This window comes from Streptomyces sp. NPDC090127, assembly GCF_044746945.1.
GTDB lineage: Bacteria > Actinomycetota > Actinomycetes > Streptomycetales > Streptomycetaceae > Streptomyces.
In genome coordinates this window covers 690130-715294 of the sequence record NZ_JBIVDE010000005.1, presented here as the reverse complement: position 1 = coordinate 715294, position 25165 = coordinate 690130, and the positions used below count along the sequence as shown (strand labels likewise).

Below are 25165 nucleotides of genomic sequence, written 5' to 3'. Positions count from 1 at the left end.
AAGATGGACGGGGTATCAACTAATCTGGCGTTGATTTTTGGCACGCTGTTGAGTTCTCAAGGAACGGACGCTTCCTTCGTACTCACCCTCTCGGGTTTTCCTCCGGGCTTTTTCCCTTCGGTCTTGCGTTTCCGACTCTATCAGATCTTTCCGATCCGATTTCCTCGGCGCTTTCCGGCTTCTTCGGTTTCCCGTTTCGGCCTTCCTGCGTTTCCGACTCTATCAGATCTTTTCGGGCCTGATTCCCAGTCAGCGGGGGTTGTCTTCGCGACTGTTGGGCCGTTCCGACGAGTGAGACTTTAGCGGATTCCTTGCCCCCGACGCTAATCGGGCGGCTCGCGCTCAAACCTTCGAACGCGGATTCCTCATTTCGCAAAAACACACGGAAAGCACGACGGCACGACGAAGCGCTGTCAGCTTGTAATGGATCTTGCGGAATGGCTGTCCGGGGCCGACCGGGGTCGGTGCTCACGTCGGACAACTCGGAGAACACTACGGACCCGACAATCCCGTGTCAACCCCCGTCCTCGGGCGTAGTCTCTCCGTATGACCACGCATGCGCACACCACCCAGTGGTGGGCCGCCTGACCCGGCGGCCCCATCTGACGCATGCACTCAGCGGCCGCCGACTCGGCGGCCGTTCGCGTATCCCCCTCTGGGAGTGCGGCCGACGGGTCGGCGCACGACGGAGCAGGAGTACGTACGTGATGAAGCGGATCTTCAGCGGGATCAAGCCGACGGGGCATCTGACCCTGGGGAACTACCTCGGGGCCGTGCGGCGGTGGGTCGAGGTGGACCAGCACTCCTCGGACGCGCTGTTCAGCGTCGTGGATCTGCACGCGCTGACCGTCGAGCACGATCCGGCGCGGGTGCTGCGGCTCAGTCGGCAGGCGGCCACGCTGCTGCTGGCCGCCGGCCTCGATCCGCAGCTGTGCACCCTCTTCGTCCAGAGCCATGTGGACGAGCACGCACGGCTGTCCTATCTGCTGGAGTGCACGGCCACCGACGGCGAGCTGCGGCGGATGATCCAGTACAAGGAGAAGGGGGCGCGGGCGCTGGTCGCCGGGCAGGGGGTGCGGCTGTCCTTGCTCACGTACCCGGTGCTGATGGCGGCGGACATCCTGGCCTACGGGACGGACGAGGTGCCGGTGGGTGAGGACCAGACGCAGCATGTGGAGCTGACCCGGGATCTGGCGGTGCGGTTCAACCAGCGGTACGGGCAGGTGTTCACGGTGCCGAGGGCGACGCATCCCGCGGTGGCGGCGCGGGTGATGGACCTGCAGGATCCCCGGTCGAAGATGGGCAAGTCGCACGAGGACGCGGCGGGGATCGTCTATCTCCTGGACGACGAGGACACCGTCCGGCGGAAGATCATGCGCGCGGTGACCGACAGCGGGCGGGACGTCGTCCTCGACCGGGAGGGCCGGCCCGGGGTCGCGAACCTGCTCGATGTGCTGGCGGCCTCGACGGGTGGGGATCCGACGGCTCTCGCCGGTGGGTACACGTCGTACGGAGCCTTGAAGCGGGACACCGCGGACGCGGTGGTCGAGCTGCTGCGGCCGGTGCGGGAGCGCCATGCGGAGCTGGCGGCCGACCCCGGCTCGGCGGATCAGGTCCTGCGGGACGGGGCCGAGCGCGCCCGCGGGATGGCCCGGCCGCTGGTGGACCGGGCCTATCGGTCGATCGGGCTGATGCCGGCCGGGTAGGCCCGCGCCGTCGGTCAGCCGTTGCCGGAGGCGAGCTCGCGACTGCGGTCGCGGGCCGCTTCGAGGGCGGCGATGAGCGCGGCTCGTACGCCGTGGTTCTCCAGTTCGCGGATGGCGCTGATGGTGGTGCCGGCCGGGGAGGTGACGGCCTCGCGGAGCTTGACGGGGTGCTCGCCGCTGTCGCGGAGCATCACGGCGGCGCCGATCGCGGCCTGGACGATCAGGTCGTGGGCCTGGGCGCGGGGCAGGCCGAGGAGGATGCCGGCGTCGGTCATGGCCTCGACGAGGAAGTAGAAGTAGGCCGGGCCGGAGCCGGAGAGGGCGGTGGCGGCGTCCTGCTGGGACTCGGGGACGCGGAGGGTCTTGCCGACGCCGCCGAAGATCTCCTCGGTGTGCGCGAGGTGGTCGGGGGTGGCGTGGCTGCCGGCCGAGATGACGGACATGCCCTCGTCGACGAGGACGGGGGTGTTGGGCATGACGCGGACCACGGGGGTGCCGGCGGCGAGCCGTTCCTCGATGAAGGAGGTGGGGATGCCGGCGGCGGCGCTGATGACGAGGCGGTCGGCGGTGACGTGGGGGGCGAGCTCGTCCAGGAGACGTCCCATGTCCTGGGGCTTCACGGCGAGGATCAGGGTGTCGGCGCGCTTGGCGGCGTCGGCGTTGGTGACGGTCTCGACGCCGTAGCGGGCGCGCAGCTCTTCGGCGCGTTCGGTGCGGCGGGCGGTGACCAGGAGGTCGGCGGGGCGCCAGCCGGCCCGGATCATGCCGCTGAGGAGCGCTTCACCGATCTTGCCTGTGCCGAGGACTGCGACGGTCTGGGTCATGGCTCTGTTCACCTCGCCGTAAGGAATACGTGGGGCCATCCTCGCACCGTGCCGGGGCGTGCGGCGGGGGCGTCCGAGGGGCGGTACGCCCCTCGGGGCGCGTCAGGCGGTGCGGCGGCGGAGGGTTGCCGCGCCGAGGGCGAGGACGAGCAGGGCGCAGCCGGCGACGACGAGGGCGTCGCGGATGAAGGCGCCGGTGACGTCGGGGTTGCGGAGGACCTCGTTCATGCCGTCGACGGCGTACGACATGGGCAGCGCGTCGGAGATGCCTTCGAGGACGGGCTGCATCTGGTCGCGGGCGATGAAGAGGCCGCAGAGCAGCAGCTGGGGGAAGATCACCGCCGGCATGAACTGGACGGCCTGGAACTCGGAGGCGGCGAAGGCCGAGACGAAGAGGCCGAGGGCGGTGCCGAGGAGCGCGTCGAGGAGCGCGACGAGCAGGAGCAGCCAGGGCGAGCCGACGACGTCGAGTCCGAGGAGGCCGAGGGCGAGGCCGGTGGCGAGGGCGGACTGGACGATGGCGAGGAGTCCGAAGGCGAGGGCGTAGCCGGCGATGAGGTCGCCCTTGCCCAGGGGCATGGCGAGCAGGCGTTCCAGGGTGCCGGAGGTGCGTTCGCGCAGGGTCGCGATCGAGGTCACGAGGAACATCGTGATCAGCGGGAAGATGCCGAGCAGCGAGGCGCCGATGTTGTCGAAGGTGCGCGGGCTGCCGTCGAAGACGTACCGGAGCAGGAAGAGCATCAGGCAGGGCACGAGGATCATCAGGGCGATCGAGCGCGGGTCGTGGCGCAGTTGGCGCAGGACGCGGGCGGCGGTGGCGAGGGTGCGGGCGGGGCTCATCGCTGGGGCTCCTGGAGGCGTACGGCTTCGCGGGCGTCGGCGGCGTCGACGAGATGGAGGAATGCCTCTTCGACGGTGGCGGTGTCGTTGCGGCGGCGCAGGGCTTCGGGGGTGTCCTCGGCGAGGATCTCGCCGTCGCGCATGAGGAGCAGGCGGTGGCAGCGTTCGGCTTCGTCCATGACATGGGAGGAGACGAGGATCGCGGCCTCGCGCTCGTGGGCGATGCGGTGGAAGAGGTTCCACAGGTCGCGGCGGAGGACCGGGTCGAGTCCGACGGTGGGTTCGTCGAGGACGAGGACCTCCGGGGTGCCGAGGAGGGCGACGGCGAGGGAGACGCGGCTGCGCTGGCCGCCGGAGAGCCTGCCGGCGAGGGCGTCGGCGTGCGAGGCGAGGTCGACGTCGTCGATGGCGCGGGCGACGGCGTCGCGGCGCTCGGCGCGGTGGGCGCGGCCGGGGCGGAGGACGGCCGAGAAGTAGTCGAGGTTCTGGCGGACGGTGAGGTCGTCGTAGACCGAGGGTGCCTGGGTGACGTAGCCGATGCGGGAGCGCAGGGAGGCGTCGCCGGCGGGGCGGCCGAGGACGTCGAGGGTGCCGGTGACGTTGGCCTGGGTGCCGACGACGGCGCGCATGAGGGTGGATTTGCCGCAGCCGGAGGGGCCGAGGAGGCCGGTGATCCTGCCTGGGGGGACGGTGAAGTCGAGGCCGCGCAGGACGGTGCGGGCGCCTCGTACGACGGTGAGGCCGTGCGCGACGATCGCTTGCGCGGAGCTCCCTTCCGAGTAATTCATCATGCGTTGAATAATGCGCGCGGGGGGAAGGGGGCGTCAAGCGTCGAGCCCCGGCCGGCTGCTGCCGGTCGGGGCTCGATGGGGGGGCTTCTTCGGGGGGGCCGCGCGCCTTCCGCCTGCTACTTACGCTTGGGCTTCTTGCGGGCCGCCGGGTTGCCCGTGCGGGTGCCCCGGCGCTTCTCGTACCGGCTACGGGCCGTCTCGTACTCGGCACGGCGCAGCCCCTCGCCCGGCGCCTCGACGAAGCAGCGGAAGAAGTAGGCCAGGAGGGAGCCGATGAAGCCGATCATCTTGAGGCTGCGCAGCGAGTCCTCGCGGGCCGGGTCGGCCGGGCGCCGGACGAAGCCCTCCCAGGTCTTACGGAAGGCGATGGCGCTGCAGATGCCGAACATCAGCACCACGAGCAGGTTGACGAAGCCGCCGACCTCGGCGATCTCCAGGCCCTGGTAGGCGAAGCGCAGCACCAGGCAGCCCGCCGCGGCGGCGACGAGCGCCCCGAGGGCGACACCGGCGCGGCGCAGCCCGTACCGCCCGTCGTGCTCCACCCAGGTCGTCCCGAAGAAGCGGACCTCCTCGGGCTGGGGACCGGCGGGCACGCCGGCGGAGCTGCTGGTGCCGGTGCTGGTGCTGGTGCTGGGCTTGGCGGTCTGGTCGTCGTCGCTCACGAGGTCGATTATCCCCGCAACCCAGGAGCAGGCGGGGGTACGGGAAGCCGTGGGCGTGCGGCGACGGGTTCGTCGGCCGCGGCGTACGGCGAGGGGCGTGTCAGCCGCAGCGCTTGGCGACGAAGCCGTCGCTGCCCGTCTTCACGTACGCGTCCGAGATGAACTCGCCGGCCGCGATGTTGTCCCAGATGTTCGTCGTGCCGTACGGGCCGGTGACGCGCTCGCCCGTCGTCTGGCAGTTGATCGGCACCCGGACGTCCAGGGCCAGCGTCCGCACGATGCGGTACTGGGTGCCCGGTCCCGAGCGCACGTTGACGCGGTAGCCGGGGGCGACCGGGTAGCGCACCGCGGCCGTCGTGGAGACGCCGTCCAGCGCGGCTGCGGCGGTCTCTGTCGCCGTGTCGGTCGTCATCCCGGCCGTTGTCGCCGTGTCGGTCGCTGTCGCCGTGCCGACCGCGGTGGCTGTGTCGACCGTCGTGTTGTCCATGCCCATGTGCGTACTCCCCCGTTGGCGCAAAAGCGCACCGCTGCGTTTCACTCTCCGCGACGCGCAGGCTAGCAAGCCCCACCGACATCGCGGGGGCCATCGACTAGGCTCCGTGCGTCGCGCACGCGCGCGAAAACGACGCGGAACCACACGGGGGTGGGCGATGCCGCCGTTGCGCTGGACCGGTGCCGACCGGGAAGCGGAAGAGCCCGAGTACGCGGGGGAGTACCGCCTCCAGGCCTGCCTCGGCGCGGGCGGGATGGGCGTGGTGCACCTGGCCACCTCCGCCTCCGGGCTGCGGCTCGCGGTCAAGGTGGTGCACGGACAGTACGCGGAGGACCCGGAGTTCAGGGCGCGTTTCCGCCAGGAGGTGGCCGCCGCGCGCCGGGTGAGCGGCGCCTTCACCGCGCCCGTCGTGGACGCCGACCCCGACGCCGTACGCCCCTGGATGGCCACCCTCTACGTACCCGGCCCCACCCTCGCCGACCAGGTGAAGCGGAACGGGCCCCTTTCCCCCGCCGAGCTGCGCCGACTGACGGCCGGACTGGCCGAGGCGCTCCGGGACATCCACCGGGCCGGAGTCGTGCACCGCGACCTCAAGCCCAGCAACGTCCTGCTGACCGACACCGGGCCGAAGGTCATCGACTTCGGGATCTCCCGACCGGTCGACAGCGATCTGCACACGGAGACGGGGAAGCTGATCGGCTCGCCGCCGTTCATGGCGCCGGAGCAGTTCCAGCGGCCCCGCGAGGTCGGGCCTGCGGCGGACGTGTTCGCGCTCGGCTCCGTCCTCGTGCACGCGGCCACCGGGCACGGGCCGTTCGACTCGGACAGCCCGTACATCGTCGCGTACCAGGTCGTCCACGACGAGCCGGACCTGACGGGCGTTCCGGACGCCCTGGCTCCGCTCGTCGCCCGCTGTCTGGCCAAGGAGGCGGCGGAGCGTCCGACGCCGGCCGAGATCATGGCGGCGCTGCAACCGCCGTCGTACGAGGCGGCGGCGTTCATACCCGCCCAGCGGCGGCCGCTCACGCTGCCCGACCCCGCGCCCGCCGCGGCGGCCGCGGCCTCGTGGGACGCGGACACACCCGTACGGGCCCCGGCGCCACGCGCGCGTGGGCGGCGGATCCGGCCCTCGGTCGTGGCCGTCGCCGTGCTCGCCGTGCTCGCCGCCGGCGGGGCGTTCATGGCCCTGCGGTCGAGCGGCGACGACGCCACCGGGCCCCGGGCGCACCCCGCCGGTGAGGCGGCGGCCCCCTTCGCGGGATGGGAGACCGTGCTGGGCGAGGGCGGTGGACCGGCCACCCCGGCCTGCGTCTCCGCGGCCGACGCCCTCTACTGCTCCGCCCGAGGCGTGGCGCTCGCCCGGCTCGACCCCGCCTCCGGCCGCGTGCTCTGGTCACGGCCGCCCGCGCCCGGGTCGGCCGGTGGGCCCGTGACGCCGCCGGTGCCCTTCGGCGGGCTGCTCGGCGCCGTCGCGGGCGACGGGACCCTGCGGGCGTTCGCCGCCGACCGGGGCGCCCCCGTCTGGGACACCCGCGGCGCCGCCCGTCAGAACGGTGCCAACCCTGCCGGGGCCACGCTGCTCTACGCGACCTCCACCTCGGCCGTCAGGGCCGTCGACGGGGCGACCGGCAAGGAGCTCTGGCGCCGCGCCCTGGCCGGCTTCACCGCGCCTCGCTTCGGCCCGTACGACGAGGCCTCGGGTCTCGTGCCGGTCTTCGAGACCGCCGGCGGAGCCGCTCGGACCACGCTCGGCGCCCTGCGGCCCGAGACCGGCGAGCTCGTCCGGCGGACGCGGCTCGCGGGCGATCTCGTGCCCGTGGACACGGGCGCGAAGGGCGTGGTGTTCCTGCGCTCGTCGAACGCCGACAGCCAGACCGACGCCCTGGTCCGCCACGACCCGGCCGACGGTTCCGTACGCCGGGTCGCCCTGCCGTACCCGCTGGACGACCCGAGGATCGTCGTACGCGGCGACATCGCCTACCTCCTCGACACCGCCGGCCGCCTCACCGCCGTGGACACCGGGGCCGCGCCCGCCGGGCGGGTGCTCTGGGAGCTGGAGACGGCGGCGGGGAACGTGTCCGCGCCCGTGCTCGGGCCCACGGGGCGGCTGTACTTCTCCGTGGCCGACGGGCGGTTGCTCGCCGTCGACACCGGGCGCGGGGCGCTGCTCGGGCAGACCGGTCCCCGGCTCCGGGACGGGCGGCTCGGGTACGCGACGAGCGTGCCGGCACCCGTCGTCCTCGGCGACACGGTGTTCGGGACCGCGCCGGACGGCTCCGTGTTCGCGGTGGACGGGCGGGATCCGGCGGGGTGGTGACGGGGGGCGGCTGCCCGGGGCCCGCTGCCCGGGGGCCGGTCTCGGGCGGTCGGGCCGGCCGACTGCGGGAGACATGAGTGAGCGCGGGGAGGGGGCTTTCGCCCGCTCCCCGCGCCCGGTACTGCCTGGTGTACTGCCTGTTCTGTTCGGCCTGAGCCCTCGGCGTCAGTCCAGCTCCGCGTCAGCCCCAGCTCCGCGTCAGCCCAGCTTCGAGACGTCCCGCACCGCGCCCTTGTCCGCGCTCGTCGCCATCGCCGCGTACGCCCGCAGCGCCGCCGAGACCTTGCGCTCGCGGTTCTTCGGGGCGTAGACCCCGCCCAGCGCCTCGCGGCGGGCCGCCAGCGTCGCGTCGTCGACCAGCAGCTCGATCGCGCGGCTCGGGATGTCGATACGGACCCGGTCCCCGTCCTCGACCAGCGCGATCGTGCCGCCCGACGCCGCCTCCGGCGACGCGTGGCCGATCGACAGACCCGACGTACCGCCCGAGAAGCGGCCGTCCGTCACCAGCGCGCAGGTCTTGCCCAGGCCCCGGCCCTTGAGGAAGGACGTCGGGTAGAGCATCTCCTGCATGCCCGGGCCGCCGCGCGGGCCCTCGTAGCGGATGACGACCACGTCGCCGTCCTTGACCTGCTTGTTCAGGATCTTCTCGACGGCCTCCTCCTGCGACTCGCAGACGACGGCCGGGCCCTCGAAGGTCCAGATCGACTCGTCCACGCCGGCCGTCTTCACGACACAGCCGTCGACCGCGAGGTTGCCGCGCAGGACCGCGAGGCCGCCGTCCTTGGAGTACGCGTGGGCCGCGTCGCGGATGCAGCCGCCGGCCGCGTCCGTGTCCAGGGTCGCCCAGCGCTCGGACTGCGAGAAGGCGGTCGCCGAGCGGACGCAGCCGGGGGCCGCGTGCCACAGCTCGACGGCCTCGTCGGACGGGGAGCCGCCGCGCACGTCCCAGGTCTCCAGCCACTCCTTGATGGAGCGGGAGTGGACGGTGTGGACGTCCTCGTTCAGCAGCCCGGCGCGGTACAGCTCGCCGAGGATGGCCGGGATGCCACCGGCCCGGTGGACGTCCTCCATGTAGTACGTGCCGCCGGGCGCCACGTTCGGGGCGACCTTGGCCAGGCACGGCACCCGGCGCGAGACCTCGTCCATGTCGGACAGGCCGTAGTCCAGCTCGGCCTCCTGGGCGGCGGCGAGGAGGTGCAGGATCGTGTTGGTCGAGCCGCCCATGGCGATGTCCAGGGCCATCGCGTTCTCGAAGGCGGCGCGGGTCGCGATCGAGCGCGGCAGGACGGAGTCGTCGTCCTCGTCGTAGTAGCGGCGCGTGATGTCGACGACGGTGCGAGCCGCGTTCTCGTACAGCGCCTTGCGGGCCGTGTGGGTGGCGAGGACCGAGCCGTTGCCGGGGAGGGAGAGGCCGATGGCCTCGGTCAGGCAGTTCATCGAGTTGGCGGTGAACATGCCGGAACAGGACCCACACGTCGGGCAGGCGTTCTCCTCGATACGGAGGATGTCCTCGTCCGAGATCTTGTCGTTGACGGCGTCGGAGATCGCGTCGACCAGGTCGAGCGTGCGGACCGTGCCGTCGACCAGCGTGGCCTTGCCGGACTCCATCGGGCCGCCGGAGACGAAGACCGTCGGGATGTTGAGGCGCAGGGCCGCGTTCAGCATGCCGGGGGTGATCTTGTCGCAGTTGGAGATGCAGATCAGGGCGTCGGCGCAGTGCGCCTCGACCATGTACTCCACGCTGTCCGCGATCAGGTCGCGGGAGGGCAGGGAGTACAGCATGCCGCCGTGGCCCATCGCGATGCCGTCGTCGACGGCGATCGTGTTGAACTCGCGCGGGATCGCCCCGGCGGCCGTGATCGCCTCGGAGACGATCCGGCCGACCGGCTGGAGGTGGGTGTGGCCGGGGACGAACTCGGTGAAGGAGTTGGCGACGGCGATGATCGGCTTCCGGCCGATGTCCGCGCCGGGTACACCGGAGGCGCGCATAAGGGCGCGTGCGCCCGCCATGTTGCGGCCGTGGGTGACTGTGCGGGACCTCAGCTCGGGCATCGTCGCTCGCTCCTCAGTGTTGCTCGGGGATGCTCAGTGATGGGTGTGCTTGCTGTCGAGCGTACGCCGACCGCCCAAGATCTGGACGGGATGTCCGCATGCCGGACCGGCTGTTCAGTCTTCGGGCAGGGCCGGAGTGCCCGGGGCGGGCTGCCCGAGTGCCGGACCGCCTCACGCTTCCGTGAGGTAGCGCTGGAGCGTGGGGGCCACGTGGGCCACGATCTCCTCCGGGTCGGCGGAGGCCAGCGGCTCGACCTGGATGACGTACCGGAGGATCGCGATCCCGATCATGTGGGAGGCGGCGAGCTCCGCGCGGAACTTCGGGTCCGGTACGTCGAGGTCGGCGGCGATCCGCTCCAGGAGCCGGCGCAGGACGAAGCCGCGCAGCACCTTCGCCGCCGCGTCGTGGGTCAGCGCGGACCGCACGATCGCGAGGAGCGGGGCGCGGCTGACGGGGTTCTCCCAGACGCCGATGAAGTAGCGGGCGAGCCGTTCGCCGATCCCGTCGCGGGGGCCGCCGAGGATCGCGGGGAGGACGAGCGCCGGTTCGAAGGAGACCTCGATCGAGGCGGCGAACACCTCGTCCTTCGTACCGAAGTAGTGGTGCACGAGCGCCGGGTCCACGCCGGCCGCCTTGGCGATGCCGCGCACGGAGGTCTTGTCGTAGCCGCGCTCGGCGAACTGGGCGCGGGCGGCCTCCAGGATGCGCTCGCGGGCGCCGGGCCCGCTCTCCTCCTCCGTACGGGAGGGGCGGCCGCGGCGGCGCGGGGCGGCCGGTCCGGTCATGAGCGGGGCGCTCGGGAGGGGCGGGTGGCGGAGGGCCGGGCTCCGGACTGGCGGGAGGCGGAGGGGCGGGCCGCCGCGGCGGGCCGAGTGGTGGAGGGGCGGGCTCCGGACGGCCGGGGGGCGGACGCCAGGTGCAGCCGGGTGAAGGCGAGGGCCTCCGCGAGGTCCGCCTCGCGTTCGGCCGCCGACATCGCGCGCCGGGTGTTGACCTCGATGACCACGTGACCGTCGAAACCGGTGAGCGCCAGGCGCTCCAGGAGCTCCGCGCAGGGCTGGTTGCCGCGGCCGGGGACGAGGTGCTCGTCCTTGGCCGAGCCCTTGCCGTCGGCCAGGTGGACGTGGCCGAGGCGGTCGCCCATGCGGTCGATCATGGCGAGGGCGTCCGTGCGGGCGGTGGCGGTGTGCGAGAGGTCGACCGTGAAGTGGCGGTAGTCGTCCTTCGTGACGTCCCACTCGGGGGCGTACGCGAGCATCTCGCGGTCCTTGTACCGCCAGGGGTACATGTTTTCGACGGCGAACCGTACGTCCGTCTCGTCGGCCATCCGCCAGATCCCGGTGACGAAGTCACGGGCGTACTGGCGCTGCCAGCGGAACGGCGGGTGGACGACCACCGTGGAGGCGCCGAGCCGCTCGGCGGCGGCCTGGGCGCGCCGGAGCTTGACCCAGGGGTCGGTGGACCAGACGCGCTGCGTGATCAGGAGACATGGCGCGTGGACGGCGAGGATCGGGACCTGGTGATAGTCCGAGAGCCGGCGCAGGGCCTCGATGTCCTGGCTGACCGGATCGGTCCACACCATGATCTCCACGCCGTCGTAGCCGAGGCGCGCGGCGATCTCGAAGGCCGTCGCCGTCGACTCCGGATAGACCGAGGCCGTCGACAGCGCGACCTTCGCATCCGGGATCCGCACGACTGGTTCTGCCACGAAGGACAGGGTACGGGGCGGGGCGCGGACGGGGGAGGTGGTTCCGGTCACCCCGGGGGCGCGGGGGCCGTGTCGTCACTCCTCCGGCAGGTGGTCCAGGCGGCGCAGGATCACGCCCTCGCGCAGGGCCCAGGGGCAGATCTCCAGCTCGTCGACGCCGAACAGGTCCATCGCCGCCTCGGCCACGAGCGCGCCCGCGAGCAGCTGCGGGGCACGGCCCTCGGAGACGCCCGGCAGGCCCGCGCGCTCGACGGCGGTCATGACCGTGAGCTTGGGGACCCACTCCTCCAGGGACTTTCGGGTCAGGAGGCGCTCGACGTAGAGACCCTCCCCCGAACCCGGGGCGCCCGCGATGCGGGCGAGCTGCTTGAAGGTCTTGGACGTGGCCACGACATGGTCGGGCTTGCCGAAGCGGCTGAATTCGCCGACCGTACGGGCGATCTGGGCGCGTACATGGCGCCGTAGCGCCCGTACGTCCGCCGCATCGGCCGGGTCGCCGGGCAGCCAGCCGGAGGTCAGCCGGCCCGCGCCGAGCGGCAGCGAGACCGCCGTGTCCGGCTCCTCGTCGATGCCGTACGCGATCTCCAGCGAGCCGCCGCCGATGTCGAGCAGGAACAGCTTGCCCGCCGACCAGCCGAACCAGCGGCGGGCGGCCAGGAAGGTGAGCCGCGCCTCCTCCTCGCCGGTGAGGACCTGCAGGTCGACGCCGGTCTCGTCCCTGACCCGGGCCAGCACGGCATCCGCGTTCGTCGCCTCGCGCACCGCCGACGTCGCGAACGGCAGCACCTCCTCGCACCCCTTGTCCTCGGCGGCGCTCAGGGCGTCCCGGACGGTCGCGATGAGCAGCTCGACACCCCCGGGGGCGATGGCGCCTCCCTCGTCGAGGAGCTGCGCGAGGCGCAGCTCCGCCTTGTGGGAGTGGGCGGGCAGCGGGCGGGCGCCGGGGTGGGCGTCCACCACCAGCAGGTGCACTGTGTTCGAACCGACGTCGAGGACTCCGAGTCTCATGGGCGGAACGCTACTGCGCCCGCACGCATACGCTGGTGGTGTGCCAAAGACGAAAAAGGCGAAGCCGGGCAAAGACAGTGGCAGCGACAGCACCACCAAGGCGCCCAAGCCCCCCAAGGCCCTCAAGACCTCTACGAAGCAGGGCAAGGCGTCCGGAGCGGACATCGAGCCGGACGAGAAGGGCCTGGACTTTCCGCGTGCCTGGGTCGAGTTTCCCGATCCGGCCGACGACGAACAGGTCTTCCGCTGCGACCTGACCTGGCTGACCTCGCGCTGGACGTGCATCTTCGGCAGCGGCTGCCAGGGCATCCAGGCCGGCCGCGCCGACGACGGCTGCTGCACGCTGGGCGCGCACTTCTCCGACGAGGAGGACGAGCAGCGGGTCGCCTCCCACGTGGCCCGGCTCACACCGGAGCTGTGGCAGTTCCACGACGTCGGCACGGAGACGGGCTGGGTCCAGCTCGACGACGACGGCGACCGGCAGACCCGCCGCTGGAAGGGGTCCTGCATCTTCCAGAACCGCCCCGGCTTCGAGGGCGGTGCCGGCTGCTCGCTGCACATCCTCGCTCTCAAGGAGGGCAAGGAGCCGCTGGAGACCAAGCCGGACGTCTGCTGGCAGCTGCCGGTGCGCCGGACGTACGAGTGGATCGATCGGCCCGACGACACCCGGATCCTCCAGGTGTCGATCGGCGAGTACGACCGGCGGGGCTGGGGCCCGGGCGGTCACGACCTGCACTGGTGGTGCACGTCGGCGACCTCGGCGCACGGCGCCGGGGACCCGGTGTACGTGACGTACAAGCCTGAGCTGACCGAGCTGATGGGCAAGGCGGCGTACGACGTCCTGGTGGAGCTGTGCGAGGCGCGGCTGTCCGCGCAGCTGCCGCTGGTGGCTCCGCACCCGGCGGACCCGGCGGACCCGGCGGACCCGGCGGACCCGGCAGGGCGGTAGCTCCAGCCGCCGGGTCGTCGGACGTTGGATATCGGATATCGGATACCGGAGCCTGGATATTGGATCCGATATCCAGGATCCAGGATCCCGGGTGTGGGGTCCGGACGTGGGATCCACGAGGTCGGATGTTGGATCCGATATCCCGTCGGGCGTGAGGCCCTGCCTATGACGTGGGCGGGGAGTCCGAGTCGCCCGGGGTGCCCGGGTCCGTCGACCGGGGTGGTTCCGTCGTCGGCGTCGGCTCCGTCGTCGGAGGGGGCGTCGTCGGTTCCTCCGTGGTCGGCGGCGGTGTCGTCGGCTCCTCGGTGGGCGGAGGGGTCGTCGGCTCTTCCGTTGTCGGGGGCGGGGTGGTCGGCTCCTCGGTGGCCGGCGGGGGCGTCGTCGGAGGCACCGGGGGTGTCGCGCCGCGGCCGTCGATCCGTACGACCGCGCCCGAGGGGTTCACGCCGACCCGCGCCGACCAGGCGCCCGCGGGTTCGTGGGCCTGGTCCACGGAGATCCGTACCGTCACCGACTCGCCGGGCCGCAGGGTGCCCGAGGCCTGGCTCACGTACAGCCAGGGCGCGTCCGACCAGAGCGACCAGGAGACGGGCGAGCCGCCGGTGGCGGTGAGGGTGAGCAGCGTGGTGTCGCCGTTCCCCCGGGCCGTGACCGTGATCCGGCCGGGGCCCGCCTCGCCCGGCGCGGACGGGCCGACCGGTCCGCCGGGGCTGATCACCTCGACCGAGACGTCCGGGGACCGGCTGCCCTGGGTGAAGCGCGGGTCGGGGGTGGTGCGGGCGTTGCCCGCGTTCGCGTAGTGGTCGTACGGGGAGCCGTCGAGGCCCGTCGGGTCGTCCGCCTCGCTCGCGGTGACCGGGGCGCCGGCGTGGGCTTCGCCGGCGACGGGACCGCTGCGGTACGAGGCCCAGAGGGCCAGGACCGGGGCCGCGACCACGGCGGCGACCACGGTGGTCGTCACCGCGCGGGCCCGCATCCGGTCCCGCCGGGCCGCGTGGTCCTTCGGGTCCAGGGGGAACCCGGCGGGCCCGAAGCGCGGAGCGCCCGCACGCGCGCGGGGGACGTGCAGCATCGCCACGTACGCGGCCGCCCTGGGCGCCTCGACCAGCGGGAGCCGGGCCGGGGTGGGTGCCGTCGCGCCGGGCCACGGGCCACCGGCGCCTGCCCGTTCGGCGGCTCGGCGGCAGCGCGGGCAGTCGTCGACATGGCGGACGAGTTCGGCGCGCAGGGTCGCGGAGAGGAGCACCTGGTGGTCGCCGGTGAGCCGGGCGACGGTCGGGCAGTTGCCGGTCTCGACGACCGCGAGCGCGGCCCGGGTGCGCTCGACCTCGCAGGCGGCCGAGGAGAGCAGTTCGCGGGCGGCGAGCGGATCGAGGGAGAGCACGGCGGCGACCTCGCGGTGGCCGAGGCCGTGCCGGACGGCGAGCTCCAGCGCCTCGCGCTGCTCGGGCGTGGTGCCGGCGGCCTCGGGCCAGGCGAGGAGGGCCAGTTCGGCGCGGTGGCGCTCGGCGACCTCCTCGGAGACCCGCGGCGGCTCGGGCGCGGCGACGACCGGACGCCCGGTGTGCGCGCCCTGCCGCTTGCGGCGCTGCTCGCCGAGGCTGCGCAGGCAGGCCCAGCGGGCGAGCGCGTAGAGCCAGGCCTTGCGCCCCTCCTCGTCCGACGGGCACCGGCCGCGGTGGCGCTCGGCGACGGCGAGGACGTCACCGAGGACGGCGGTCGCGGCGTCGTGGTCGCAGAGCACGGAGAGGCAGTAGGTGAACAGGCCGTCCAGATACGCCTCGTAGCGGGCGGGCGGGTGCTGCCCGACGGTGCGGGCGCCTTCGGCCGGCCGACGGTGCGCCCGGTGCGCCCGGTGTGCGCCGGTGGTGTGGGTGGGGGATTCCAGCCTGCTGCTCGTCACTGGGCGACCGTAGGCAGGACGGGGCGGACTCTTCGTACCGGTTGAACACTTTTAATCCTTACGGGTGAAGGTATCCCTCAAAAGGGGACAGGAACATGGCATTCCGCTGCCGCGGGGGTGCTGCGTGAGGTGCCGTGGAGCCGCCCGGATCCCGGCTCCGCGGTCGCTGTCAGTGGGGGCCGCTACGGTGTGGCGCATGGCTGCCCGTACGAAATCCGCCAAGGACAGGCCGTCCTACCGCTGCACCGAATGCGGCTGGACGACCGCCAAATGGCTCGGCCGTTGCCCCGAGTGCCAGGCCTGGGGGACGGTCGAGGAGTACGGCGCGCCCGCCGTCCGCACCACCGCCGCCGGCCGCGTCTCCACCGCCGCGGTCCCCATCGGCCAGGTCGACGGCCGCCAGGCCACCGCGCGCTCCACGGGGGTGGACGAGCTGGACCGGGTCCTGGGCGGCGGCCTGGTGCCCGGTGCGGTCGTCCTGCTCGCGGGCGAGCCCGGCGTCGGCAAGTCCACGCTGCTGCTCGACGTCGCCGCGAAGGCGGCGAGCGACGAGCACCGCACGCTCTATGTGACCGGTGAGGAGTCCGCGAGCCAGGTCCGGCTGCGCGCCGACCGGATCAACGCGCTGAGCGACCACCTCTACCTGGCCGCCGAGACCGACCTGTCCGCCGTCCTCGGACACCTCGACGCGGTCAAGCCGTCCCTCCTGGTCATGGACTCCGTGCAGACCGTCGCCTCGCCCGAGATCGACGGGGCGCCGGGCGGCATGGCCCAGGTGCGTGAGGTCGCGGGCGCCCTGATCCGGGCCTCCAAGGAGCGGGGCATGTCCACCCTCCTGGTCGGTCACGTCACCAAGGACGGCGCCATCGCCGGTCCCCGCCTCCTGGAGCACCTGGTCGACGTCGTCCTGAGCTTCGAGGGCGACCGGCACGCGCGCCTGCGGCTGGTCCGCGGCGTGAAGAACCGGTACGGGGCGACGGACGAGGTCGGCTGCTTCGAGCTGCACGACGAGGGGATCACCGGCCTCGCCGACCCCTCGGGGCTCTTCCTGACCCGGCGCGACGTGGCCGTGCCCGGCACCTGCCTGACGGTCACCCTGGAGGGCCGCCGGCCTTTGGTCGCCGAGGTGCAGGCGCTGACCGTCGACTCCCAGATCCCGTCGCCCCGGCGGACCACCTCGGGCCTGGAGACCTCCCGGGTCTCGATGATGCTGGCCGTCCTGGAGCAGCGCGGTCGGATCAGCGCGCTCGGCAAGCGGGACATCTACTCGGCGACGGTCGGCGGCGTGAAGCTGTCCGAGCCCGCCGCCGACCTGGCGATCGCCCTCGCCCTGGCCTCCGCCGCGAGCGACACGCCGCTCCCGAAGAACCTCGTCGCGATCGGCGAGGTGGGCCTCGCGGGCGAGGTGCGGCGGGTCACGGGCGTGCAGCGGCGGCTCGCGGAGGCGCACCGGCTCGGGTTCACGCACGCGCTGGTCCCCGGGGATCCGGGGAAGGTGCCCGCGGGCATGAAGGTCACGGAGGTGGCGGACATGGGCGAGGCGCTGAGGGTGCTGCCGAGGAGCCGCCGCGCCGCCGCGCCGCGCGACGAGCGCGGCGAGCAGGGGTAGCTCGGAGAGGGGCGGGCGGAGGGGGCGCGCGGGGCGCCGCGCGCCGTTGCCGCAGGGGCGCTCCGGCGTGCGGCGGAGAGGTGCGGACCGGTGTCGCTAGACTTTGCCCTGGTCTCGCCCATCCGTACGAGCCGGAGGAGAGCAGTGGCAGCCAAGGACGGGAACGAAGCGCTGATGCGCGCGGCCCTCAGCGCGGTCGCTCCCGGCACCGCCCTGCGCGACGGTCTCGAGCGCATCCTGCGAGGGAACACCGGCGGTCTGATCGTGCTGGGTATGGACAGAACGGTCGATTCGATGTGCACCGGCGGCTTCGTGCTGGACGTGGAGTTCGCCGCGACCCGGCTGCGCGAGCTGTGCAAGCTCGACGGCGCGCTCGTCCTCGACAAGGACATCTCCAAGATCCACCGGGCCGGTGTCCAGCTCGTGCCGGACGCGTCCATCCCCACCGACGAGACCGGTACCCGGCACCGCACCGCCGACCGGGTCTCCAAGCAGTGCAACTTCCCGGTGGTCTCCGTCTCCCAGTCGATGCGGCTCATCGCCATCTACGTCAACGGCGAGCGCCGCGTCCTGGAGGAGTCCGCCGCGATCCTCTCCCGCGCCAACCAGGCGCTCGCGACCCTGGAGCGGTACAAGCTCCGTCTCGACGAGGTCGCCGGCACGCTCTCCGCGCTGGAGATCGAGGACCTGGTCACCGTCCGGGACGTCACGGCCGTCGCCCAGCGCCTGGAGATGGTCCGCCGGATCGCCACCGAGATCGCCGAGTACGTCGTCGAGCTCGGCACGGACGGCCGGCTTCTCTCGCTCCAGCTGGACGAGTTGATCGCGGGCGTGGAGCCCGAGCGCGAGCTCGTCGTCCGGGACTACGTACCGGAGCCCACGGCCAAGCGCTCGCGCACGGTCACGGAGGCGCTCACCGAGCTCGACGCGCTCACCCACGCCGAGCTGCTCGAACTGCCCATCGTGGCACGGGCCCTGGGCTACAGCGGCTCCCCCGAGACCCTCGACTCCGCGGTCTCCCCGCGCGGCTACCGGCTCCTGGCCAAGGTCCCGCGGCTGCCCGGCGCGATCATCGAGCGGCTCGTGGAGCACTTCGGCGGCCTGCAGAAGCTGCTCGCGGCCAGCGTCGACGACCTCCAGACGGTCGACGGTGTCGGCGAGGCCCGGGCGCGCAGCGTCCGCGAGGGCCTGTCGCGGCTCGCGGAGTCCTCGATTCTGGAGCGGTACGTCTGATGGGGAGCGGTACGTCCGCGGGCTGACCCGCGGAGGCCGACCTGCGGGGGCGGTACGACGAAGGGGCGGTACGGGATCCCGTACCGCCCCTTCGTCGTACCGCAGCTCCCGTGCTCAGTCCTTGGCCAGGGTGAACGAGGCCGGCGAAACCTTCACGCCCGGCATGGTCGCCTCCACCAGGTACGTGCCCGGCCCCACCGGCCCCGCCGGGGCGGTGGCGCACTGCGGGGCGCTCTGGGCGCGGTCCCATTCCACGGTGTGCGTGATCGTTCCACCCGCCGGGATCCGGAGCAGGATCGAGGCGGCCGGACGCGGGCAGTCCTGGGAGGACCAGACGTCGTCGTCCTGGTTGTCACTGACCGTCAGGACCGCGTTCTTCGGGCCGAGATCGGCCTTGCACGCGGTGGCCGAGGTGTTCTTGGCGACCAGGTGGAAGCGCGGCTTCTCGTCCGGCGCGTACGAGACCTTGGCGCTGCGCAGGGTCAACCGCAGTGCTCCGGCAGTGCAGTTCGGCAGCGGAGAATTGGCCGGAACCTGCTGCCCCGCGCTCGTTCCGGCGCCGCCCGCGCCGCCCGCGCCGTCCGTGTCGCCGTTCTTGCCGCCGCCCTCGGTGCCGGCATCCGACCCCGTGCCGGTGCCCGCGTCCGCACCGCCGTCGCCACCGGTGCCGCCGTTACCGCCGTTACCGCCGTCGCCACCGGAGTTCTCACCGGATCCGCCCGACTCGTCCCGGCCGCCCGGCTGTTCACTGATCGCGGGACCGGAACCGGAGGGCCCAGGGGTGATCGAGGGCGCGGGTGAAGAGCCGTTGGCGCCGTCGTTGGGCTTTCTGCCACCGCCGCCACCGGAGGTGACGACCCAGAGGGCGACGAGCGCCACGAGGGCGATCAGGCACAGCGCGACCGCCCTCCGTCGCCAGTAGATGGAGGAGGGAAGCGGCCCGACCGGATTGCGCAGTGATCCCACGCCACGAACCTTACGAGAGATCGGCGCCAACTCCCGCCCCACCCGCCGCCTCAGGCATCAAGTTTTGCCGATGATCACACCCACCCCACTTTCGTCGGGGGTGATCGTGGTCCTTGGACCAAGGCGGCGGTTGTCGGCCACCGCCTAGCGTCCCGCCCATGGACACCCTCTCGGACGATCTCTATCGCGACGTCACGGACTTCGCCCACACCACTCCGCACTGGTTGCAGGTGCTCACCGAGGTGTGGACGGAGGCCGGACTCCTGCTCTTCGGCGTGCTGTTCCTGACCGGCTGGTGGCGGGCCAGGTCCGCGCCGAGCGGCGCGATGGCCCTCGCCCTGCTCGCCCCGCTCGCGACCGCCTTCGGATACGTGGTGAGCGAGGCGCTCAAGTCGGTGGTGGACGAGGAGCGTCCGTGCCGGGCGGTCGTCGGCGCGCCCGCCTCGCTCGTCCCGTGCCCGCCGACCGGCGACTGGTCCTTCCCCAGCAACCACGCTGCCATCGCGGGCGCGGCGGCGGTCGCGCTCGCGCTGTCCTGGCGCGGGCCCGGGTGGCTGACCGTGCCGATGGCGCTGCTCATGGCGTTCTCCCGGGTCTTCGTCGGCGTCCACTACCCGCACGACGTGGCCGTCGGGCTGTTGCTCGGCGCGGCGGTGGCGTTCCTGGTCGTCACGGGCGCGAAGCGACCGGTCCGGGCGCTGGTGGGGGCGGCGCGGGCGAGCCGGAACGGCGCGGTGGTGTGGTGCGCGGGGCCTGGACCGCGCCCGCACGCCTCCACGCGCCCCGGGGGCGTGCGCCACGGCGCGTACTGATCGCGCGTCGGGCATGCCAGGATCGGAGGTGCGATGACTTCCACCGATGCCTCTTCCTCCGTTCCCTCCGTTCCCTCCGTTCCCTCCATGGCCTCCGGTGCCTCCGGTGCTTCCGGTACTTCCGGTGCTTCCGGTGCTTCCGGTGCTTCCGGTGCTTCCGTTACGGCCGGTGACTCTGTTGCGGCCGGTGCGGCCGGTGCCCCCGGTGCCCCCGTTGTGCCCGGTGCGTCCGGTGGCCCCGGTGCGCCCGTGTTCGGCGCCTCGGCTGCCGCGGCGCCCGGCGCGGTGGCAGCCGCCGAGGTGTCCGCCGCTCTGCACGGGCCCGTCCTCGCCTGGTTCGACCGGCACGCCCGTGACCTGCCCTGGCGGCGCCCCGAAGCGGGGGCGTGGGGCGTGATGGTCAGCGAGTTCATGCTCCAGCAGACCCCCGTCGTACGGGTGCTGCCGGTGTACGAGCAGTGGCTGGCGCGCTGGCCGCGCCCCGCCGACCTCGCCGCCGACGCGCCCGGCGAGGCCGTCCGCGCCTGGGGCCGGCTCGGCTACCCGCGGCGCGCGCTGCGGCTGCACGCGGCGGCCGTCGCCATAACGGAGCGGCACGGCGGCGATGTGCCGAACGAACACGCGGCGCTGCTGGCGCTGCCCGGGATCGGGGAGTACACGGCGGCGGCGGTGGCCTCGTTCGCGTACGGGCAGCGGCATCCGGTCCTCGACACGAACGTCCGCCGGGTGTTCGCCCGGGCGGCGACGGGCGTGCAGTACCCGCCGAACGCGACGACCGCCGCCGAGCGCAGGCTCGCGCGGGAGCTGTTGCCGCAGGACGAGGGGACGGCGGCGCGCTGGGCGGCGGCCTCGATGGAGCTGGGCGCGCTGGTGTGCACGGCGAAGAACGAGGACTGCGGGCGGTGCCCGATCTCCGACCGGTGCGCGTGGCGGCTCGCGGGGAAGCCGGCCCACGCCGGGCCGGCCCGGCGCGGGCAGACGTACGCGGGCACGGACCGGCAGGTGCGGGGGCGTCTGCTGGCCGTCCTGCGGGACTCGGCGGGTCCGGTGTCGCAGGCCGCCCTGGACGCGGTCTGGGACGAGGCGGTGCAGCGGGGGCGTGCGCTGGACGGGCTGGTGGCGGACGGGCTCGTGGAGCCTTTGGAGGACGGGCGGTACCGGTTGCCGCGGGGGTGACGGGGGCGGCGGTTTGAGGGAGGGCGTGCGCGGGGGGCCCGGCGCGTGGGGGCTGGGCGCGTTCGCAAGGGCGCCGGTCTTGTGGGCGCCGGCCACATCGGCGGACGCGCTTGCCAAAGCGCCGGCCACATCGGCGGACGCGCTTGCCAAAGCGCCGGCCACATCGGCGGACGCGCTTGCCAAGGCGCCGGCCACATGGGCGGACGCGCTTGCCAAAGCGCCGGCCGCGTGGGCGCCAGGCACAGGGAGCGGAGGCGCCCGCGAGGGCGCCGTCCCGTGTGCCCACCCGTCCCGCCCAGCGGGACGATTGCCCACACGGGGGGGGTGGGCGACGAGGCTGACGATTGCCCACACGGGCCCCTCCCAATACCCACTCCACCCCCCTGTTACACAACCGATGGACAGCCGTGCGTCCGTCGACGGCTGGGGCGCACAGGCTCGTGACAACTGCTCCGTAGCGTCATCGACGTCAAGCAAACGAGCTGGTCACGGGGATGGAGGCGGTCGGTATGTCGCACGGCGAGGTGCTCGACTTCGAGGAGTACGTACGCACTCGGCAGGACGCGCTGCTGCGCAGCGCCCGTCGGCTCGTCCCCGACCCGGTCGACGCCCAGGACCTCCTCCAGACCGCCCTCGTCCGCACGTTCGGGCGCTGGGACGGGATCGCCGACAAGTCGCTCGCCGACGCCTACCTGCGCCGGGTGATGATCAACACCCGTACCGAGTGGTGGCGCGCCCGCAAGCTCGACGAGGTCCCCACCGAGCAGCTGCCCGACGCGTCCGTCGACGACGCCACCGAGCAGCACGCCGACCGCGCGCTGCTCATGGACATCCTCAAGGTGCTCGCCCCGAAGCAGCGCAGTGTCGTCGTCCTGCGCCACTGGGAGCAGATGAGCACGGAGGAGACGGCGGCCGCGCTCGGCATGTCGACGGGTACGGTGAAGTCCACGCTCCACCGCGCACTGGCCCGACTGCGTCAGGAACTGGAGAGCCGTGGCGTCGAGGACGCCCGTGCTCTGGAGCGCTCGACCGTACGACGGCACGAACGGGGGCAGGACCGGTGCGCGGCCTAGGCGCCAGAATCGACGGCGGCGACGGGCCCGGCGGCCCGCGCCGCCGGTCCGTCAAGGCGGCGAGCACCACGGCGGTGGCCGTGCTCGCCGCCGTCGGCGTGTCCCTGACCGCCTGCTCCACCGGCGGTACGGGCTCCCGCGACGAGGGCGCCGCCCGCGCCGACGAGGTGGCCTCGGCCGCCCCGGCCCCGTCCTCGCCCTCCGCCTCCTCCGGCCAGCCGCCCGCGAAGCGGGTCGACCCGATCGCGCTGATCAAGGACGACCCGAAGATCGGCGCACGGCTGAAGGACGACCTGAAGCCCTGCGTCGCCGACGCGTACCCCGTGGACACCTCGTACGGGAATCTGACCGGCGGCGCCTCGCCCGATGTCGTCGTCAACGTGATGACGTGCGGCGACGCCGTCGGTATCGGCACGTACGTGTACCGCGAGACCGAGGGCGGCTACCAGAACGTCTTCATGGTCGAGGACGCGGCCGTGTACGCCACGATCGACCGGGGCGACCTGGTGGTGACCAAGCAGGTGTACGCCAAGGGCGACCCGGTGGCCTACCCCTCGGGCGAGGACGTGATCACGTACCGCTGGGCGGGCAACAAGTTCTCCCAGCACGACTGGGTGCACAACGACTACAGCCGCGCGGTCGGCGACGGGGGCCTCGACGGCCCCACGACGACCGAGCCGAGCGGCAGCTGAACACGAACGTGAAGTGAGAGGGCGCGCGATGGCCGAGACACATGTGCTGTTCGTCGAGGACGACGACGTCATCCGTGAGGCCACCCAGCTGGCGCTGGAGCGGGACGGCTTCGTGGTGACCGCCATGCCCGACGGGCTTTCGGGCCTGGAGGCGTTCCGGGCCGACCGCCCCGACATCGCGCTGCTCGACGTGATGCTGCCCGGCATGGACGGCGTGAGTCTGTGCCGCCGCATCCGGGACGAGTCGAACGTGCCGGTGATCATGCTGTCCGCGCGCGCCGACTCCATCGACGTCGTCCTCGGCCTGGAGGCCGGGGCCGACGACTATGTGACCAAGCCCTTCGACGGGTCCGTGCTCGTGGCCCGCATCCGGGCCGTGCTGCGCCGCTTCGGCCACGCCGGCGGCCCGGCGTCCGGCCAGGCGGGGGGCGAGGAGACGGGGGCCGAGGGCGGGCTGCTGGTCTTCGGGGACCTGGAGGTCGACACCGAGGGCATGGAGGTCCGCAAGGGCGGCACGCCGGTCGGGCTGACGCCGACGGAGATGCGGCTGCTGCTCGAGTTCTCCTCCGCGCCGGGCACGGTCCTGTCCCGGGACAAGCTCCTGGAGCGGGTCTGGGACTACGGCTGGGGCGGCGACACCCGCGTCGTGGACGTCCACGTCCAGCGGCTGCGCACCAAGATCGGCCAGGACCGGATCGAGACGGTCCGCGGCTTCGGCTACAAGCTCAAGGGATGAGCGCGCCCCGCACAGCGCGCCCCCACCGGAACAGTAGGCAGGTCAGACGGTGAAGCCGCTCGCCCTCCGCACCGGCGTCCGCTGGAAGATCGCCGTCGCCATCGCGGCCGTGGGCGCCCTCATCGCGGTCACCCTCAGCCTGGTCGTGCACAACTCGGCCCGCGTCTCGATGCTCGACAACGCGCGCGAGGTGCAGATGGAGCGGCTCCTCTTCGCGCAGCGGTTGTACGAGAGCTCCAAGCCGAAGGAGCCACGCTTCGGCACCAAGATCAACGACCCGATGCTGCCGCCCCAGCTCGACCAGCTGATGCGCGACCAGCGGCGCGGCACGTACGTCCAGGAGCACAGCCACGGCGGCCCGCCCGACGTCTGGGCGGCCGTGCCGCTCGCCAACGGTGACGTCCTGTCCCTGCACATCCCGTTCGCGGACCGCAGCGCGGCCATCATGGAGGACCTCGACCGTGCGCTGATCATCGGCTCCGTCTCCGTCGTCTTCGGTGGCTGCGCGCTCGGTGTGCTCATCGGCGGCCAGCTCTCGCGCAGGCTGCGCAAGGCCGCCGCGGCGGCCGGCCGGGTCGCGCAGGGCAACACGGACGTACGGGTACGGGACGCGATCGGCGGAGTCGTCCGCGACGAGACCGACGAGCTGGCGCGCGCGGTGGACGCGCTGACGGACGCCCTCCAGGAGCGGATCGAGGCCGAGCGCCGGGTCACCGCCGACATCGCGCACGAGCTGCGCACCCCGGTGACCGGTCTGCTCACGGCGGCGGAGCTGCTGCCGCCCGGGCGCCCCACCGAACTCGTACGGGACCGGGCGCAGGCCATGCGGACGCTGGTCGAGGACGTCCTGGAGGTCGCCCGGCTCGACAGCGCCTCGGAGCGCGCCGAGCTTCAGGAGATCGCACTCGGGGAGTTCGTGGAGCGCCGGGTGCGGGCGCTCGACCCGGAGACGGTCGTGCACGTGGTCCACGAGTCGTGGGTGAGCACCGACCCCCGGCGCCTGGAGCGGATCCTCGGAAACCTGCTCGCGAACGCGGCCAAGCACGGCAAGCCGCAGGTCGAGGTCACGGTCGAGGGCCGGGTGGTACGCGTACGGGACCACGGCCCCGGCTTCCCCGAGGCGCTCCTCCGCGAGGGCCCGAGCCGGTTCCGTACCGGAGCGAGCGACCGCGCGGGGCAGGGGCACGGGCTCGGGCTGACGATCGCGGCGGGGCAGGCCCGGGTCCTGGGGGCGCGGCTCACGTTCCGCAACGCCGCGCCCGAGGGCACTCCGGAGGGGGCGGGCGGCGCGATCGCGGTGCTCTGGCTGCCGGACCACGCGCCGACGAGCACGGGCAGCTTCCCGATGATCAAGTTCCCGGACCAGGCAGGGCTGGGGGGCTAGGTCGGGCCAGTCGGCTAGTCGGCTAGTCGGCTAGTCGGCTAGTCGGCTAGTCGGCTAGTCGGCTAGTCGGCTAGTCGGCTAGTCGGGCTGAGGAGAACTAGGCCGGATCGGGGGGATGGGCCGGACCCGGGCGGACCGGGCCGGACCGAGCGGGACCAGGCCGGACCGGGGGGACTGGGCCGGACCGGCCGGGACAAGGCCGGACCGGCCGGGACCGGGCCGGGCCGGGC

The 25165-nt window shown here is 73.1% G+C and carries 22 protein-coding genes; 11 read left to right on the top strand and 11 right to left on the bottom strand.

Going from position 1 to position 25165, the window contains the following annotated elements:
• The first annotated feature begins 707 nt into the window (after positions 1–707).
• On the top strand, positions 708–1706 hold the full coding sequence (trpS, locus tag ACIPPS_RS22085) for a tryptophan--tRNA ligase (RefSeq protein ID WP_401434584.1): 999 nt from the start codon (positions 708–710) through the stop codon (positions 1704–1706).
• A gap of 14 nt (positions 1707–1720) precedes the next feature.
• Here the strand turns inward: trpS and proC are convergent, their stop codons facing one another.
• From proC to ACIPPS_RS22060, 5 genes are all read right to left on the bottom strand, one after another.
• Positions 1721–2530 carry a pyrroline-5-carboxylate reductase gene (gene proC, locus ACIPPS_RS22080; RefSeq protein WP_401434581.1) on the bottom strand — a complete coding sequence of 270 codons (810 nt, stop codon included), beginning with the start codon at positions 2528–2530 and terminating at the stop codon, positions 1721–1723.
• 102 nt (positions 2531–2632) lie between these two features.
• Positions 2633–3370: an ABC transporter permease gene (locus tag ACIPPS_RS22075; RefSeq protein WP_401434578.1), complete on the bottom strand. Its 738-nt coding sequence runs from the start codon at positions 3368–3370 to the stop codon at positions 2633–2635.
• Complete coding sequence (locus ACIPPS_RS22070) at positions 3367–4161, bottom strand: ABC transporter ATP-binding protein (RefSeq protein WP_401434575.1); 795 nt, start codon at positions 4159–4161, stop codon at positions 3367–3369. Before ACIPPS_RS22070 ends, ACIPPS_RS22075 begins: the two co-directional genes overlap by 4 nt.
• Positions 4162–4277: 116 nt before the next feature.
• Positions 4278–4754 (bottom strand): hypothetical protein, encoded by a 477-nt coding sequence (locus ACIPPS_RS22065; protein WP_401434689.1) that lies wholly within the window; start codon positions 4752–4754, stop codon positions 4278–4280.
• Positions 4755–4923: 169 nt separating this feature from the next.
• Positions 4924–5316: an SH3 domain-containing protein gene (locus ACIPPS_RS22060; protein ID WP_401434572.1), complete on the bottom strand. Its 393-nt coding sequence runs from the start codon at positions 5314–5316 to the stop codon at positions 4924–4926.
• Between the two features lie 157 nt (positions 5317–5473).
• Between ACIPPS_RS22060 and ACIPPS_RS22055 the strand changes: the two genes are divergently transcribed.
• The gene (locus ACIPPS_RS22055; RefSeq protein ID WP_401434570.1) at positions 5474–7633 is read left to right on the top strand and encodes a PQQ-binding-like beta-propeller repeat protein; all 2160 of its coding nucleotides are present in this window, start codon (positions 5474–5476) and stop codon (positions 7631–7633) included.
• Positions 7634–7831: 198 nt separating this feature from the next.
• Here the strand turns inward: ACIPPS_RS22055 and ilvD are convergent, their stop codons facing one another.
• The 4 genes from ilvD to ACIPPS_RS22035 form a co-directional block, all read right to left on the bottom strand.
• Complete coding sequence (gene ilvD / locus ACIPPS_RS22050) at positions 7832–9685, bottom strand: dihydroxy-acid dehydratase (protein WP_401434568.1); 1854 nt, start codon at positions 9683–9685, stop codon at positions 7832–7834.
• Positions 9686–9856: 171 nt separating this feature from the next.
• Positions 9857–10471 carry a TetR family transcriptional regulator gene (locus tag ACIPPS_RS22045; protein ID WP_401434565.1) on the bottom strand — a complete coding sequence of 205 codons (615 nt, stop codon included), beginning with the start codon at positions 10469–10471 and terminating at the stop codon, positions 9857–9859.
• A complete protein-coding gene (locus tag ACIPPS_RS22040) occupies positions 10468–11394 on the bottom strand; it encodes a sugar phosphate isomerase/epimerase family protein (RefSeq protein ID WP_401434562.1) in 927 nt (308 codons plus the stop codon). Before ACIPPS_RS22040 ends, ACIPPS_RS22045 begins: the two co-directional genes overlap by 4 nt.
• A 75-nt stretch (positions 11395–11469) precedes the next feature.
• A complete protein-coding gene (locus ACIPPS_RS22035; RefSeq protein WP_401434560.1) occupies positions 11470–12402 on the bottom strand; it encodes a Ppx/GppA family phosphatase in 933 nt (310 codons plus the stop codon).
• A gap of 40 nt (positions 12403–12442) precedes the next feature.
• On the opposite strand from ACIPPS_RS22035, the gene ACIPPS_RS22030 reads away from it, so the two are divergent.
• Positions 12443–13351: a hypothetical protein gene (locus ACIPPS_RS22030; RefSeq protein WP_401434558.1), complete on the top strand. Its 909-nt coding sequence runs from the start codon at positions 12443–12445 to the stop codon at positions 13349–13351.
• 163 nt (positions 13352–13514) lie between these two features.
• On the opposite strand, the gene ACIPPS_RS22025 is transcribed toward ACIPPS_RS22030, so the two are convergent.
• Positions 13515–15254 carry a hypothetical protein gene (locus tag ACIPPS_RS22025; protein ID WP_401434556.1) on the bottom strand — a complete coding sequence of 580 codons (1740 nt, stop codon included), beginning with the start codon at positions 15252–15254 and terminating at the stop codon, positions 13515–13517.
• Positions 15255–15450: 196 nt separating this feature from the next.
• Between ACIPPS_RS22025 and radA the strand changes: the two genes are divergently transcribed.
• Positions 15451–16863 (top strand): DNA repair protein RadA, encoded by a 1413-nt coding sequence (radA, locus tag ACIPPS_RS22020; protein WP_401434554.1) that lies wholly within the window; start codon positions 15451–15453, stop codon positions 16861–16863.
• Positions 16864–17037: 174 nt separating this feature from the next.
• A complete protein-coding gene (gene disA / locus ACIPPS_RS22015) occupies positions 17038–18096 on the top strand; it encodes a DNA integrity scanning diadenylate cyclase DisA (RefSeq protein WP_401434687.1) in 1059 nt (352 codons plus the stop codon).
• Between the two features lie 114 nt (positions 18097–18210).
• Here the strand turns inward: disA and ACIPPS_RS22010 are convergent, their stop codons facing one another.
• Positions 18211–19062, bottom strand: a complete 852-nt coding sequence (locus ACIPPS_RS22010) for a hypothetical protein (protein WP_401434551.1) — start codon at positions 19060–19062, stop codon at positions 18211–18213.
• 158 nt (positions 19063–19220) lie between these two features.
• Here ACIPPS_RS22010 and ACIPPS_RS22005 point away from each other — a divergent pair, with 158 nt between their 5' ends.
• From ACIPPS_RS22005 to cseC, 6 genes are all read left to right on the top strand, one after another.
• Positions 19221–19874 carry a phosphatase PAP2 family protein gene (locus ACIPPS_RS22005; protein WP_401434549.1) on the top strand — a complete coding sequence of 218 codons (654 nt, stop codon included), beginning with the start codon at positions 19221–19223 and terminating at the stop codon, positions 19872–19874.
• 249 nt (positions 19875–20123) lie between these two features.
• A complete protein-coding gene (locus tag ACIPPS_RS22000; RefSeq protein ID WP_401434546.1) occupies positions 20124–21050 on the top strand; it encodes an A/G-specific adenine glycosylase in 927 nt (308 codons plus the stop codon).
• Between the two features lie 509 nt (positions 21051–21559).
• Complete coding sequence (locus ACIPPS_RS21995; protein ID WP_401434544.1) at positions 21560–22123, top strand: SigE family RNA polymerase sigma factor; 564 nt, start codon at positions 21560–21562, stop codon at positions 22121–22123.
• Complete coding sequence (locus tag ACIPPS_RS21990; protein WP_401434541.1) at positions 22111–22815, top strand: hypothetical protein; 705 nt, start codon at positions 22111–22113, stop codon at positions 22813–22815. Before ACIPPS_RS21995 ends, ACIPPS_RS21990 begins: the two co-directional genes overlap by 13 nt.
• 28 nt (positions 22816–22843) lie before the next feature.
• Positions 22844–23551, top strand: coding sequence for a two-component system response regulator CseB (cseB, locus tag ACIPPS_RS21985; protein WP_401434538.1), 708 nt, complete (start codon positions 22844–22846; stop codon positions 23549–23551).
• A gap of 49 nt (positions 23552–23600) precedes the next feature.
• Positions 23601–24935, top strand: coding sequence for a two-component system sensor histidine kinase CseC (gene cseC / locus ACIPPS_RS21980; protein ID WP_401434535.1), 1335 nt, complete (start codon positions 23601–23603; stop codon positions 24933–24935).
• The last annotated feature ends 230 nt before the right edge of the window (positions 24936–25165 follow it).